The sequence below is a fragment of the Flavobacterium zubiriense genome (genome assembly GCF_041729725.1).
GTDB classification, from domain to species: domain Bacteria; phylum Bacteroidota; class Bacteroidia; order Flavobacteriales; family Flavobacteriaceae; genus Flavobacterium; species Flavobacterium zubiriense.
Window position 1 is genome coordinate 58,166 of the sequence record NZ_JBCFQL010000016.1, and the last position, 13,335, is coordinate 71,500.

Consider the following 13,335-nt stretch of genomic DNA (forward strand, 5'->3'; position numbering starts at 1 on the left):
AAAAAATAAGGATTAACACTAGATTAAGATATCCCGACAAGAAAAAACTTCATTCAGGCGCACTCCTTTTTCGGTATGCTTCACGGTAATTATTGGGTTATGTGCATCGTGTTCCAGAAACAAATAGTAATTATTATCGGCCGCTGCGTTTAAAAATTTTGCTTTTTCATCCATGGTTAATAACGGTCTGGTATCATAACCCATGACATACGGAAGAGGAATATGCCCAGCTGTTGGCAACAAATCAGCACAAAAAACGATGGTTTTTCCTTTGTATTGAATGTGCGGAATCATCTGTTTTTCGGTATGTCCATCGACAAAGAAAATTCCAAAATCCAATTCTGATTTTTCCAGAAAATCGCCTTCATTTCTTTTGATGAAATGCAACTGACCGCTTTCTTGCATGGGCAAAATATTTTCGGACAGGAAAGAAGCTTTTTCACGAGAATTGGGTTCGGTAGCCCATTGCCAATGATTTTCATTCGACCAAAATTTAGCATTTTTAAAAGCAGGTTCGTAGCCTGTTTTATTATCGTTCCATTGAATACAACCTCCGCAATGATCAAAATGCAAATGGGTCAAAAACACATCAGTAATATCATCGCGATGAAAACCAAATTGTGCCAAGGATTGATCCATGGAGTGACTTCCCCAAAGTGAATAATAGCCAAAAAATTTCTCCGATTGTTTATTTCCCATTCCAGTGTCAATCAAAATCAACCGATTGCAGTCTTCTATTAACAAACAACGAGCAGCAATATCAATTAAATTATTAGTATCGGCTGGATTGGTTTTGTTCCAAATTGTTTTGGGAACTACACCAAACATAGCGCCTCCATCCAATTTAAAATTTCCTGTTTCTATGGGGTAAAGTTTCATTAGAGTACAAAATAAAAGATTCAACAATAAAACTACTAAATAATTGTAGTTCTATTGTTGAATCAGTACCTTTTTATTCCGAAAATTTTTATTGCTTTAATTCGGCAAACAATTTTTCTAATTGTGGATTAGCCGCTATTTGAAATTTTTGATTTTTAATCATTTTTTCAATATAATCAATTCGGTTTTCTGTAATCGGATGTGAGCTTAAAAACTCTGGAATCGAAACGGAATGCTGTTTTTGTAATCGTTTGAACAAATTAGACATTCCTTCGGGATTTACCTTATTTGCTGCTAATATTTTAAAACCATCTGAATCAGCTTGATGCTCAAATTCTCTAGAAAACGAAAGCGACTGCAAACTGTTTACATTATCTCCAATAACCGCCATTACTCCATTGGCATCACCTAAAATAAGTGAAACAAATAAATATCCGGATACACTTCGACAGAGCATTTTCATTGAATGTCTATTATTGACATGTGATGCTTCGTGACCAAGCAAACCTACAAGCTCATCGTAATTTTTCATTTCTTTAAGAATTCCTGTAAAAACAACAATGTTGCCATCAGGTAATGCAAAGGCATTTACTTCATCTGATTTTACAACTGTGAATTTTAATTCCTTTGTGTTTTTTAAATCTAATTTTTGAGCAAAATCATTTAATATTTTAGTTTTAGACGAATCTACAGTTACAAAATATTCGTTGCTAATCCAAGCTGAATTTCCTAGTTGGTTGTCATATTCAGTTGGGATTAATGCAACTGATTTTTCGCCTACCCAAGGAATTACATACCAGTAGCAAAGTCCAATGATTCCCATGATTAGTACTGCAATCACTAAGTGCAAAGCAGTACCTAAATCAATAAGTTTTTGGTACACACTTATTTGTCCTTCTTGTTTTCTAAAATCCTGAATGGCTTGGATAAAATTAGCATCTTCTATTTTAATATGCTGAATTAATTCAACTCCATACTCTAAGTGTATTCCAGATGGTCTCTTGCTAAAAGTAACTTTCTTAATTACCCAATTGTGATTCACTCCATCATTCGATTGAAAACAAAAAACACCTTTTGATTCCACTAACACTAAATCAATTTGTTGCGGAACAGAGGTGTTTCCATCGTAGAAAAAAGCTATTGTGTTTTTTTTCATAAAATTACATTACAGCATCTAAATCTAAGAAATCGCTTAAATCCTCACCTGTAGCGTCTTTATAATTTTCTTCGGTTTGGGTCAATGTGTTCAAATCAAAATTGCCATCTAGGGCTACATGATTAAAAATAAACTTCATAGTGCGCGTTGCTACCCAAGCATAACCTAAGCCAAGAGTAAAAATTAAAATAAAAAGATTAACCATCACTAAACCAAAAAAATCACCTCCTGATGCTGTTGAAGTAAAATTAATTTTTTCATTGTTTTTCTTTAAATTCAAATTGTTTACATAATATTCAAACAAATCTTTCTGCCACCAAAAACTATAGATTCCTAAAGTAATAATGGTTAAAAAATAGCCTTTTAGATTAAGCATAAAATATTCACCTCCATCACCATCATAATGAAATTCAGCATCACCAAAACGGACATTTCCTAATAGATATTTACGCATATTAATTGCCATCCAAGCACCATAAATTCCAAGTGTAATTATGGTAAAAAATATCCATTTGAAAAACAACATTATAAACTCTTTTCTATCTCCCCTGTATCCAAAACGAATTCCTCTCCAAGAAGTACGAGACATTCTGTAACGGTAAGAACCGTGAATGGCAATTGGTGACAAAATAATTAATATACCATAAAATAATAGAGGACCAAGTAAAGGATTATTAAACAAATCAACTAATATATAAGCAATTACACCAATTAAAACAAAAAATCCAATTACCTTAACAAACCCCTTAAACATCTCTTTTCCAGTTCCATGAAATGCAAAAGAATCTCCATTTAAAGAAGTAGCACTATACATAAACTGAAGTTGTTTAGCCTTTGCCCAGGGATAATAAATCCCAAGTGTAATAATGGTGAGTAGCCAGTTGACGATGATGATTCCAAAAAAATCACTGCCTTTTCCGTTGAATTCAAGTTGGTAATTTTGATTCATTTCTAGGTGGTTTTCCATAATTTAAAATTTTTTTTAGGTTAAAAAATGCGCATAAAAATATACTATTTTTTTTACTAAATGAAATAAAATAAATAATTTCTATTTACAGATTGGTTATAAAAATGTTATCTATTGTACATTACCGTTTTTATGCCTTATCTTTGCAGTTAATTTAGACAAAATCAACACACAATGATAAAGGTTTCTGATACTGCCAAAAAGAAAATCATCGACTTGATGAAAGATGATGGTTTTGATGCCGCCACAGATTATGTAAGAGTAGGTGTTAAAAGCGGCGGATGTTCGGGCTTATCCTACGATTTAAAATTCGACAAAAACAAAGGAGAAGACGACAAAATATTTGTAGACAACGATATAACTATTGCTGTAGAAAAAAAATCTTTCTTATATCTAGCCGGAACTATTCTTGAATTCTCAGGTGGATTAAACGGAAAAGGTTTTGTTTTTAATAATCCAAATGCAACGAGAACTTGTGGTTGTGGAGAATCATTCTCTCTATAGTCATAAAGCCAAATGTCATAAAGTCGAAAGACTTAGCATGACTTTAAAACTTTAGACTTTAAAACTTTAAGACAAAAAAAATGAGTAAATATACAGAAGACGATTTAAAAATCGAACTCGAAACGAAAGAGTACGAGTACGGATTTTACACCAATCTAGAATCGGAGACGTTTCCTATTGGGCTAAATGAAGACATTGTTCGTGCCATTTCACATAAAAAAGAGGAACCTCAATGGATGACCGATTGGCGCATTGAAGCCTTCAGGGCCTGGGAAGAAATGATAGAACCAGAATGGGCCAATGTACAGTATACCAAACCTGATTTTCAGGCAATCTCTTATTATTCGGCACCAAAAACAATAGACCCAAACAAAACGCTTGACGATGTTGATCCAGAACTTTTGGAAATGTACAAAAAGCTGGGTATTTCTGTCGATGAGCAAAAAATGATGAACAATGTGGCAATGGATATTGTAGTAGATTCGGTTTCGGTAGCTACAACATTCAAAAAAACATTGGGTGAAAAAGGAATTATCTTCATGAGTATTTCTGAAGCCATCAAAGAACATCCTGAATTAGTTCGTAAATATTTAGGAACTGTTGTTCCACAAAAAGACAACTTTTATGCCGCTTTAAATTCGGCTGTTTTCTCTGACGGTTCTTTTTGTTATATTCCAAAAGGCGTAAAATGTCCAATGGAACTTTCAACTTATTTCCGTATCAATCAAGCGGGAACAGGTCAGTTTGAAAGAACATTACTTATTGCCGATGCAGGTAGTTATGTTTCCTATTTAGAAGGCTGTACTGCTCCAAGTCGTGATGAAAACCAATTGCACGCTGCAGTAGTGGAGCTTATTGCTCTTGAAGATGCCGAAATTAAATATTCTACCGTTCAAAACTGGTTCCCCGGAAACAAAGAAGGAAAAGGTGGGGTTTATAATTTTGTAACCAAAAGAGGAATTTGCGAAAACAATGCTAAAATTTCCTGGACACAAGTAGAAACGGGTTCAGCGATAACCTGGAAATATCCTTCCGTTATTTTAAAAGGAGACAACTCAGTAGGTGAATTCTATTCGATTGCTGTAACAAATAATTACCAACAAGCCGATACGGGAACAAAAATGATTCATTTAGGAAAAAACACTAAATCAACCATTATTTCTAAAGGTATTTCGGCTGGAAAATCGCAAAATAGCTATAGAGGATTAGTGCAAATTAGCGCTAGAGCCGATAATGCTCGTAACTTTTCTCAATGTGATTCCTTATTAATGGGGAACAATTGTGGAGCACATACTTTCCCTTACATCGAAAGTAAAAATCCAACGGCTAAAATAGAACACGAAGCAACTACATCTAAAATTGGTGAAGATCAGGTTTTCTATTGCAACCAACGTGGAATTCCAACTGAAAAAGCCATTGCCTTAATTGTAAATGGTTTCAGTAAAGATGTATTAAACAAGTTGCCAATGGAGTTTGCCGTTGAAGCGCAAAAATTATTAGAAATTTCTCTTGAAGGATCAGTAGGATAGTCGATTTGAAAATTTACTAAATGGAAAATTTGTAAATGGAAAACAAAGAGAACATAATTGTAACACTAACTTTTAAATTTGCGTTAGAAATCATCAAATATTGTGATGATTTACAAGAAAACAAAAAGTTTGTAATTGCAAATCAACTCTTAAAATCTGGCACTTCAATTGGGGCAAATATCAGAGAAGCACAAAACGCCGAAAGTAAAGCTGATTTTATTCATAAGTTTAAAATTTCGGCGAAAGAAATAGAAGAAACAACATATTGGCTACAACTATGTAAGTTTTCAAATAATTATCCTGACGTTGATAATTTAATTGAACAACTTTCTACAATTTCAAAAATTGTAAATAAAATAATAATTACGTCAAAACAAAAATAGCAATATTGGAATTTTAAAATTTCCAAATTAACTAATTTTCAAATTAAAAAGATGTTATCAATAAAAAATCTACACGCCTCGATAGGTGATAAAGAAATTCTTAAAGGAATTAATTTAGAAATAAAAGCAGGAGAAGTTCATGCGATAATGGGACCAAATGGAGCTGGAAAAAGTACCCTTTCGGCAATTATTGCTGGAAACGAAAATTTTGATGTTACCCAAGGTGAAATCCTATTGGAAAACGAAGATATTTCTGAATTAGCTCCTGAAGAAAGAGCACACAAAGGAGTATTTCTTTCGTTCCAATATCCAGTTGAAATTCCAGGAGTTTCGGTAACAAACTTCATGAAAACAGCTATCAACGAAACCCGTAAAGCTAACGGTCAGGAAGAAATGCCCGCTAACCAAATGCTGAAAGTAATTCGTGAAAAATCAGAATTATTAGAAATTGATAGAAAATTTTTATCACGTTCTCTTAACGAAGGTTTCTCTGGTGGAGAGAAAAAACGTAATGAGATTTTCCAAATGGCAATGTTAGAGCCTAAACTGGCTATTCTTGATGAAACCGATTCTGGATTGGATATTGATGCTTTACGAATTGTTGCTAATGGAGTAAACAAATTGAAAAGCGATAAAAATGCTGTTATAGTAATTACGCACTACCAAAGATTATTAGAATATATTGTTCCTGATTTTGTTCACGTATTATACAATGGGAAAATTGTAAAATCTGGTGATGCTAGCCTGGCTTTAGAATTAGAAGAAAAAGGATACGACTGGATTAAACAAGAACAAGAAGCGTAAAATTAGTTTGCAGTTTACAGTTTGCAGTTTGCAAAACTCCTAACTTATAACTCCTAACTTATAACTACAAAAATGGAATTAAAAGAAAAATTAATCTCATCGTTCATGGCCTTTGAAGAACGCGTTGATGTTCAGTCTGAACTTCATGATGTACGAACTTCGGCTCTAAAAAACTTTGAAACAAAAGGCTTCCCTTCTAAAAAAGACGAAGCTTGGAAATATACTTCGCTAAATGCCATTCTAAAAAATGACTTTACAGTTTTTCCAAAAAAAGATAGTGCAGTAGAATTCAACCAGGTAAAAAAATACTTTATTCACGAAATCGATACGTATAAAGTGGTTTTTATTGACGGTATATTTAGCTCTCACCTCTCTTCCACTACTCACGATGGAATCGATGTTTGTTTGATGTCTTCGGCATTGACAAAACCAAAATACAAAATGGTTATTGATAACTATTTTAACAAAATTGCCAATAAAGAGGATAGTTTAACTTCATTAAACACCGCTTTTGCTTGTGAAGGAGCTTACATCAACATTCCAAAAAGCAAAGTGGCCGATAAACCTATTGAGATCATGTACTTCTCAACAGGAAACGAATCAGCATTAATGGTTCAGCCTAGAAACTTAGTAATTGTAGGCGAGAATTCTCATGTGCAAATTATTGAACGTCACCAAAGTTTAAGCGACAATCCTGTTTTAACCAATTCGGTTACAGAAATATTTGCTCAAAAACGTGCCATTGTGGATTATTACAAAATTCAAAATGACAATCACCAAGCCAATCTAATTGACAACACTTACGTTTCGCAACAAAAAGAAAGTCACGCTTCGGTTCATACTTTTTCTTTTGGTGGAAACCTAACCAGAAACAACTTGAATTTTTACCATTATGGCGAAAGATTGACAAGTACGTTAAACGGAATAACCATTATTGGCGACAAGCAACACGTAGACCACTACACTTTAGTAAAGCATGCTGAGCCAAATTGTGAGAGTTTCCAAGATTATAAAGGAATCTTCTCTGATCGCTCTACAGGCGTTTTTAACGGAAAAGTATATGTAGAAAAAGAAGCGCAAAAAACGAATGCGTTCCAAAAAAGCAATAACATTTTATTGAGTGACAAAGCGACCATCAATGCAAAACCGCAATTGGAAATTTTTGCTGATGATGTAAAATGTTCTCACGGTTGTACTGTGGGGCAATTAGACGAAACTGCTTTATTCTACATGCAACAACGCGGAATTCCTAAAAAAGAAGCTAAAGCTTTGTTGATGTATGCGTTTTCTAATGCCGTTATTGAAAACATTAAAATACCAGAATTAAAACAAAGAATTACAACCATCATCGCTATGAAATTAGGCGTGAAATTAGGATTTGATTTGTAGTTTTAATTACTCCATTTTACACAAAGGGCACAAAGTATAATAATTAAACTTTGTGCCTTTTGTCGTTTTATGAAATTTCGATTAAGTAATATTGGTTTTTATTATAGAAAAATCTTTCCATAAATTAAACTGATACTACAATCAATCAAAACGAACAATTGCAGCAAAAAACAATTTTAGTTTTAGTACTTTTGTAATACCATCTTTTCAACATAATTATGTTAGACATTCAAAAAATAAGAGCCGATTTTCCTATTCTTAACGAAAAAGTAAACGGAAAACCCTTAGTATATTTCGACAACGGAGCTACTTCGCAAAAACCTCAGGTGGTTATTGACGCCATTGCAAAATATTATCAGGAGATTAATGCTAATATTCACCGTGGCGTGCATACTTTAAGCCAATTAGCAACTGATGCTTATGAAATTGCTCGTGGCAAAGTTCAACATCATATTAATGCCAAACACGCTCATGAAGTACTTTTTACTTCAGGAACTACTTTTGGGATTAATTTGGTTGCCAATGGATTTGCTTCTATTTTAAAACCTGGCGATGAAGTCTTGGTTTCAGCTTTAGAACACCATAGCAATATTGTGCCTTGGCAAATGTTATGCGAAAAAACAGGAGCTACTCTAAAAGTCATTCCGATGGATGAAAACGGAGAGTTGATTATGTCCCAATATGACAAGTTACTTTCGGTTAAGACCAAAATTGTCACGGTAAATCATATCTCAAATGCTTTAGGAATTATCAATCCTATCAAATACATGATTGATAAAGCGCATGAAGTAGGTGCTGCAATATTAATCGACGGAGCCCAAGCCGTGCCGCATTTAAAACCCGATGTTCAAGCTTTGGATTGCGATTTTTATGCTTTTTCAGGACATAAAATGTGTGGTCCAACAGGAACTGGAATTTTGTATGGAAAAGAAGCTTGGCTAAATAAATTACCGCCTTATCAAGGTGGGGGCGAAATGATTAAGGAAGTGACTTTCGAAAAAACTACTTATGCCGAATTGCCTCATAAATTTGAAGCAGGAACGCCTAATATTGCTGGAGGAATTGTTCTAGGAACTGCCATTGATTACATGAATGAAGTAGGTTTTGAAAACATCCAACAACAAGAATTAGAATTGTTAGCGTATGCAACGAAGCGTTTATTAGAAATTGAAGGTTTGCGTATCTATGGAAATTCTGCAGCAAAAACTTCAGTTGTTTCGTTTAATATCGAAGGAATTCATCCGTATGATATTGGTACTATTATTGACAAGTTAGGAATTGCTGTACGTACAGGTCATCATTGTGCACAACCAATTATGAATTTCTACGAAATCCCAGGAACCATAAGAGCTTCGTTCTCTTTTTATAATACAAAAGAAGAAATTGATGTCTTAGTGGAAGCAGTCAAAAAAGCACAATTAATGTTATCATAAAACGAAATTATGAAATTACTATCGCTACTATTACTGACTCTTTTTTTAGGCAAAGGCTGTGAAAACAAGGCAAAACAAAATATTGAAACAGCACAAATTACCTATACGGCAAATACCAGAGGTTATTATCAGGAAATTAGCATCGAAAAACAAATTGTTAGTATAAAAACCGATAGAAAAGAAGAAGCTGTTCAAATTAAAATTTATGACGATGACTGGAAAGAATTGGTCGAAATTTTTCAGGAAGTGGATTTAGAAGAAATAAAAGATTTAAAATCACCCACAGAAAAACGTTTTTATGATGGTGCGGCTATAGCAAATTTAAAAATAAATTACGAAGGAAAAAGCTATGAATCACAAAGTTTTGACCATGGATTTCCTCCTTATGAAATAAAAAAAATAGTGACAAAAATTAATTCATTTGCAAAACAAAACGATGAAAATTAAAAAGATACAAGAAGAAATTGTAGACGAATTCTCCATGTTTGATGATTGGATGCAACGTTATGAATACATCATCGAACTGGGAAAAAATCTTCCATTAATCAAAGAAGAATCTAAGATTGAAGAAAATTTAATTAAAGGTTGTCAATCTAAAGTGTGGCTGCAAGGCGAACAAAATGACGAAAAAATAGTTTTTACCGCCGATAGTGACGCCATATTAACCAAAGGAATTATTGCCATTTTAATCCGTGTTTTTTCAAACCAAACTCCAAAAGACATCATTGATGCCGAAATGGATTTTATTGACGAAATAGGACTAAAAGAACATTTGTCGCCTACAAGAGCAAACGGTTTGGTATCAATGATAAAAAATATTAAAATGTATGCTTTGGCATTCGATGCTAAAAAATAGGTTTTAACATATAAGTCATATAAGTAAGAGAAACTAAAATGACCTAAAAAATAGAAAACAAAAACTAGTATGACTTATATGTTTAAAAAAACAAGTCCTATAATTTAACAAAAAACAAAAACAAAATGGAACAAGAAATAGACACCAACGAATTAGGAGAAGCAATTGTAAAAAAGTTAAAAACCATTTACGATCCTGAGATTCCTGTAGATATTTACGAGCTAGGATTGATTTATGATGTAATGGTAAATACGGATTTCGAAGTAAAAATCTTAATGACACTGACCTCTCCAAACTGTCCTGTGGCCGAAAGTTTACCAAGAGAAGTTGAAGAAAAAGTAAAATCAATAGAGCATATAAAAGGTGCCGAAGTAGAGATTACTTTTGATCCGCCTTGGAGCAAAGATTTAATGAGTGAAGAAGCAAAATTAGAATTGGGAATGCTTTAATAAGAGTCTACAGTGATGAGTTTTTTAGTATTCAGTTAGTAACTGATCACTAAAAAACTGAATACTGATTACTTAAAAATTAAGAAATGGAAGAAATAATTAACAAAGTGGCTAATAGTGCCTTGGAAGTATTCGATCTTGAAGATTACTACCCAAAGGGGATTCGTACGCAAATTGATATTTCGCAATGGTTGCTCGAAGGATTTTTATTAAGAGAAAAAGACTTTAGAGAAGAACTAAAAAACCATGACTGGACTCAATACCAAGACCATTTTGTAGCAATAAATTGCAGCACCGATGCCATTGTTCCGGCTTGGTCTTCTATTTTAGTTGCAATACAATTAGCACCTTATGCTAAAAAAGTCATTGACGGAAACAGTGAAGATATGGATGCGGCATTGTATGAAGAATTGCTCACTAAAATAGATTATAGCGCTTACGAAAACAAATCGGTAATTATTAAAGGTTGTTCTAAAAAACCAGTTCCTACGCGTGCTTATGTTTTGGTGGCACATTATTTACAACCTTTTGCCAGAAGTATTATGTATGGAGAGGCCTGCTCAGCAGTTCCGTTGTATAAAGCCAAAAAATAACCAAAACCAAATACCATCTTCCATGAAAAAAGCAATTTTATCTCTTGTTTTAATTGTAACAACCTTTACAATGCAAGCACAAGAAACCGTAGTAGACACCACAAAATTTTGGAAAAGCAGCGGAAACATGTCTTTGTTATTAAATCAATCAGCGTATAACAAACAATGGCTTGGCGGTGGAATTTCAAACTTAGCAGGGAATTTTGGCTTAAACTACGATTTGAATTATAAGAAAGGTGATGTGGTTTGGGATAACAAATTCATTTTGGCGTATGGATTGAGCAAAATTAAAGGAAACGCAACTACCGCAAAAACCGACGATCGGTTAGAATTGAATTCACTTTGGGGTAAAAAAGCAAAAGCTAAAAACTGGTATTATTCGATGTATTTTAATTTTAAATCGCAAATGGATTTAGGCCTTGACATGAATGGTGTGAAAATTTCTCATTTTTTCTCACCTGCCTTTTTTCAATTTGGACCCGGTTTCTTGTGGAAAAAAAATGACAATGCAAGTATTAACATCGCTCCTGCAGCTGGAAAGTTAATTATGGTTCATAAACATTTTACAGATCTGGGATCTTCTTTTGGTGTTTTACAAGGAGACAATACCCGTTTTGAATTTGGAGCCAGTATTTCTGCTTATTATAAATTCAATGCCATTGCAAATGTTTCTATAGAGAATCGTTTAAATCTATATTCAAATTATTTAGAAGATCCGCAAAATGTTGATATCGATTATCAAATGAATGTAGTGATGAAAATCAACAAATACCTTTCGGCAAATATTGCTTTACAAACAATCTATGATGATAATGCTATAAAAGGTGTTCAGGTAAGAGAAATATTTGGATTAGGAGTTAATTACGGTTTTTAGTTTAAAAACTAATCATACAAAAAAATCCCTTTTGAAAATTATTTCAAAAGGGATTTTTATATTTCGAGAAAAACTATTCTGTTTCTTCTTTTTCAATCGCATCCTTGTAATCAGGATAAAGGAATTTATTGTATGGAAAACGAGTAATATGAATTTGTCTTACCGCTTCATACACTCTTTCTCTAAACTCTTCAAAATTTTCTTTATTCGTAGCCGAAATAAACAAAGCGTTTTGCTCTCCTACACGATTCATCCAAGTCGATTTCCACTCTTCTAAGGTGTAATGTTTTGTGGTTTTTTCGGTTATTAAATCATCTTCGTCAATGGTTAAATGCCTGTAAGCATCAATTTTATTGAAAACCATAATAACAGGTTTATCTCCCGCTTTAATATCAGATAAAATTTGGTTTACCGAAGCAATATGATCTTCAAAATCCGGATGCGAAATATCAACTACATGCAACAACAAATCGGCTTCACGAACCTCATCCAATGTACTCTTGAACGAATCAACCAATTGTGTTGGTAATTTTCGAATAAAACCTACCGTGTCCGAAAGTAAGAAAGGTAAATTTTTGATGACCACTTTTCGAACAGTAGTGTCCAGCGTGGCAAACAATTTATTTTCGACAAAAACATCACTTTTTCCAATGGCATTCATCAAAGTCGATTTTCCCACATTGGTATAACCCACTAAAGCCACACGAACCATAGCGCCGCGATTGCTGCGTTGCGTTCCCATTTGCTTGTCGATTGCTTTAATTTTTTCTTTTAACAACGAAATTCGATCACGCACAATACGACGGTCGGTTTCAATCTCCGTTTCTCCAGGACCACGCATACCGATTCCCCCTTTTTGACGTTCCAAGTGAGTCCATAATCCTGAAAGACGCGGTAACAAATAGATACATTGCGCTAGTTCTACTTGGGTTCTGGCGTATGATGTTTCAGCTCTTTGGGCAAAAATATCGAGAATCAAATTGGTTCTATCGAGAATCTTACAATCAATAATTTTGGAAATATTTTTTTGTTGCGAAGGCGTTAATTCGTCATCAAATATGATAGTCGAAATTCCGTTTTCTTTCACATAAAGATTAATTTCATCTATCTTTCCTGTTCCCAAAAAAGTTTTAGGATTGGGTTTATCTACTTTTTGAAAAAAACGTTTCACCACCTGACCACCTGCGGTAAAGGTTAAAAACTCTAATTCGTCTAAATACTCATTAAGTTTTTCTTCACTCTGATTTTGAGTTACAACGCCAACAATGGCTGTTTTTTCGAAATTTATTACTTCTTTTTCTAACATGTCTCTAAATAAGGTTACAAATTTAATGATTTGCTAGATAGTAATAGAACTTATCTGTTTATAAAAATGCAATACTATGCCTAAAGCTATTTATTAATCATTGGTTTTGTGAAATTTATAATTAGTTGGGTAGAATTAAACTCAAATAAATATCTTTACTTTTTCCTTTATAAATCAAAAATCGTTGAAAAAAACTACTCTTGCTCTCCTGTT

General features: G+C 33.4%; 15 protein-coding genes. 11 read left to right on the forward strand and 4 right to left on the reverse strand.

What is annotated here, in order from left to right; translation table 11 throughout:
• Positions 1 to 18 precede the first annotated feature (18 nt).
• From AAGV28_RS14125 to AAGV28_RS14135, 3 genes are all read right to left on the reverse strand, one after another.
• On the reverse strand, positions 19 to 879 hold the full coding sequence (locus AAGV28_RS14125) for an MBL fold metallo-hydrolase (protein ID WP_373407399.1): 861 nt from the start codon (positions 877 to 879) through the stop codon (positions 19 to 21).
• An 88-nt stretch (positions 880 to 967) separates the two neighbouring features.
• Positions 968 to 2,035 carry a M48 family metallopeptidase gene (locus tag AAGV28_RS14130; RefSeq protein ID WP_373407400.1) on the reverse strand — a complete coding sequence of 356 codons (1,068 nt, stop codon included), beginning with the start codon at positions 2,033 to 2,035 and terminating at the stop codon, positions 968 to 970.
• 4 nt (positions 2,036 to 2,039) lie between these two features.
• The gene (locus tag AAGV28_RS14135) at positions 2,040 to 3,002 is read right to left on the reverse strand and encodes a YjgN family protein (protein ID WP_373407401.1); all 963 of its coding nucleotides are present in this window, start codon (positions 3,000 to 3,002) and stop codon (positions 2,040 to 2,042) included.
• A 174-nt stretch (positions 3,003 to 3,176) separates the two neighbouring features.
• On the opposite strand from AAGV28_RS14135, the gene AAGV28_RS14140 reads away from it, so the two are divergent.
• The 11 genes from AAGV28_RS14140 to AAGV28_RS14190 all read left to right on the forward strand — a co-directional run bounded on the left by AAGV28_RS14140 (position 3,177) and on the right by AAGV28_RS14190 (position 11,816).
• Complete coding sequence (locus AAGV28_RS14140) at positions 3,177 to 3,506, forward strand: HesB/IscA family protein (RefSeq protein ID WP_373407402.1); 330 nt, start codon at positions 3,177 to 3,179, stop codon at positions 3,504 to 3,506.
• A gap of 80 nt (positions 3,507 to 3,586) precedes the next feature.
• Positions 3,587 to 5,035, forward strand: a complete 1,449-nt coding sequence (gene sufB / locus AAGV28_RS14145; protein WP_373407403.1) for a Fe-S cluster assembly protein SufB — start codon at positions 3,587 to 3,589, stop codon at positions 5,033 to 5,035.
• Between the two features lie 35 nt (positions 5,036 to 5,070).
• Entirely contained in the window at positions 5,071 to 5,418 is a 348-nt protein-coding gene (locus AAGV28_RS14150) for a four helix bundle protein (protein WP_373407404.1), read from the forward strand.
• A 51-nt stretch (positions 5,419 to 5,469) separates the two neighbouring features.
• Complete coding sequence (gene sufC / locus AAGV28_RS14155; protein WP_373407405.1) at positions 5,470 to 6,222, forward strand: Fe-S cluster assembly ATPase SufC; 753 nt, start codon at positions 5,470 to 5,472, stop codon at positions 6,220 to 6,222.
• Positions 6,223 to 6,294: 72 nt separating this feature from the next.
• On the forward strand, positions 6,295 to 7,611 hold the full coding sequence (gene sufD, locus AAGV28_RS14160; protein ID WP_373407406.1) for a Fe-S cluster assembly protein SufD: 1,317 nt from the start codon (positions 6,295 to 6,297) through the stop codon (positions 7,609 to 7,611).
• Between the two features lie 218 nt (positions 7,612 to 7,829).
• Positions 7,830 to 9,044 (forward strand): aminotransferase class V-fold PLP-dependent enzyme, encoded by a 1,215-nt coding sequence (locus AAGV28_RS14165; RefSeq protein ID WP_373407407.1) that lies wholly within the window; start codon positions 7,830 to 7,832, stop codon positions 9,042 to 9,044.
• Between the two features lie 9 nt (positions 9,045 to 9,053).
• Positions 9,054 to 9,491 carry a hypothetical protein gene (locus tag AAGV28_RS14170; RefSeq protein WP_373407408.1) on the forward strand — a complete coding sequence of 146 codons (438 nt, stop codon included), beginning with the start codon at positions 9,054 to 9,056 and terminating at the stop codon, positions 9,489 to 9,491.
• The gene (locus tag AAGV28_RS14175) at positions 9,481 to 9,900 is read left to right on the forward strand and encodes a SufE family protein (RefSeq protein WP_373407409.1); all 420 of its coding nucleotides are present in this window, start codon (positions 9,481 to 9,483) and stop codon (positions 9,898 to 9,900) included. The genes AAGV28_RS14170 and AAGV28_RS14175 overlap by 11 nt, the downstream gene beginning before the upstream one ends.
• A 125-nt stretch (positions 9,901 to 10,025) precedes the next feature.
• Positions 10,026 to 10,349 carry an SUF system Fe-S cluster assembly protein gene (locus AAGV28_RS14180; RefSeq protein WP_373407410.1) on the forward strand — a complete coding sequence of 108 codons (324 nt, stop codon included), beginning with the start codon at positions 10,026 to 10,028 and terminating at the stop codon, positions 10,347 to 10,349.
• Positions 10,350 to 10,435: 86 nt separating this feature from the next.
• Positions 10,436 to 10,942, forward strand: a complete 507-nt coding sequence (locus AAGV28_RS14185) for a DUF2480 family protein (protein ID WP_373407411.1) — start codon at positions 10,436 to 10,438, stop codon at positions 10,940 to 10,942.
• A gap of 22 nt (positions 10,943 to 10,964) precedes the next feature.
• Positions 10,965 to 11,816, forward strand: a complete 852-nt coding sequence (locus AAGV28_RS14190) for a DUF3078 domain-containing protein (RefSeq protein WP_373407412.1) — start codon at positions 10,965 to 10,967, stop codon at positions 11,814 to 11,816.
• A 73-nt stretch (positions 11,817 to 11,889) separates the two neighbouring features.
• On the opposite strand, the gene hflX is transcribed toward AAGV28_RS14190, so the two are convergent.
• The gene (gene hflX, locus AAGV28_RS14195) at positions 11,890 to 13,122 is read right to left on the reverse strand and encodes a GTPase HflX (RefSeq protein ID WP_373407413.1); all 1,233 of its coding nucleotides are present in this window, start codon (positions 13,120 to 13,122) and stop codon (positions 11,890 to 11,892) included.
• Positions 13,123 to 13,335 lie beyond the last annotated feature (213 nt).

Coding starts and splice junctions, on each gene's coding strand:
- AAGV28_RS14125 (WP_373407399.1), bottom strand. CDS start 879: ATGAAACTTTACCCCATAGAAACAGGAAATTTTAAATTGGATGGAGGC.
- AAGV28_RS14130 (WP_373407400.1), bottom strand. CDS start 2,035: ATGAAAAAAAACACAATAGCTTTTTTCTACGATGGAAACACCTCTGTT.
- AAGV28_RS14135 (WP_373407401.1), bottom strand. CDS start 3,002: ATGGAAAACCACCTAGAAATGAATCAAAATTACCAACTTGAATTCAAC.
- AAGV28_RS14140 (WP_373407402.1), top strand. CDS start 3,177: ATGATAAAGGTTTCTGATACTGCCAAAAAGAAAATCATCGACTTGATG.
- sufB (WP_373407403.1), top strand. CDS start 3,587: ATGAGTAAATATACAGAAGACGATTTAAAAATCGAACTCGAAACGAAA.
- AAGV28_RS14150 (WP_373407404.1), top strand. CDS start 5,071: ATGGAAAACAAAGAGAACATAATTGTAACACTAACTTTTAAATTTGCG.
- sufC (WP_373407405.1), top strand. CDS start 5,470: ATGTTATCAATAAAAAATCTACACGCCTCGATAGGTGATAAAGAAATT.
- sufD (WP_373407406.1), top strand. CDS start 6,295: ATGGAATTAAAAGAAAAATTAATCTCATCGTTCATGGCCTTTGAAGAA.
- AAGV28_RS14165 (WP_373407407.1), top strand. CDS start 7,830: ATGTTAGACATTCAAAAAATAAGAGCCGATTTTCCTATTCTTAACGAA.
- AAGV28_RS14170 (WP_373407408.1), top strand. CDS start 9,054: ATGAAATTACTATCGCTACTATTACTGACTCTTTTTTTAGGCAAAGGC.
- AAGV28_RS14175 (WP_373407409.1), top strand. CDS start 9,481: ATGAAAATTAAAAAGATACAAGAAGAAATTGTAGACGAATTCTCCATG.
- AAGV28_RS14180 (WP_373407410.1), top strand. CDS start 10,026: ATGGAACAAGAAATAGACACCAACGAATTAGGAGAAGCAATTGTAAAA.
- AAGV28_RS14185 (WP_373407411.1), top strand. CDS start 10,436: ATGGAAGAAATAATTAACAAAGTGGCTAATAGTGCCTTGGAAGTATTC.
- AAGV28_RS14190 (WP_373407412.1), top strand. CDS start 10,965: ATGAAAAAAGCAATTTTATCTCTTGTTTTAATTGTAACAACCTTTACA.
- hflX (WP_373407413.1), bottom strand. CDS start 13,122: ATGTTAGAAAAAGAAGTAATAAATTTCGAAAAAACAGCCATTGTTGGC.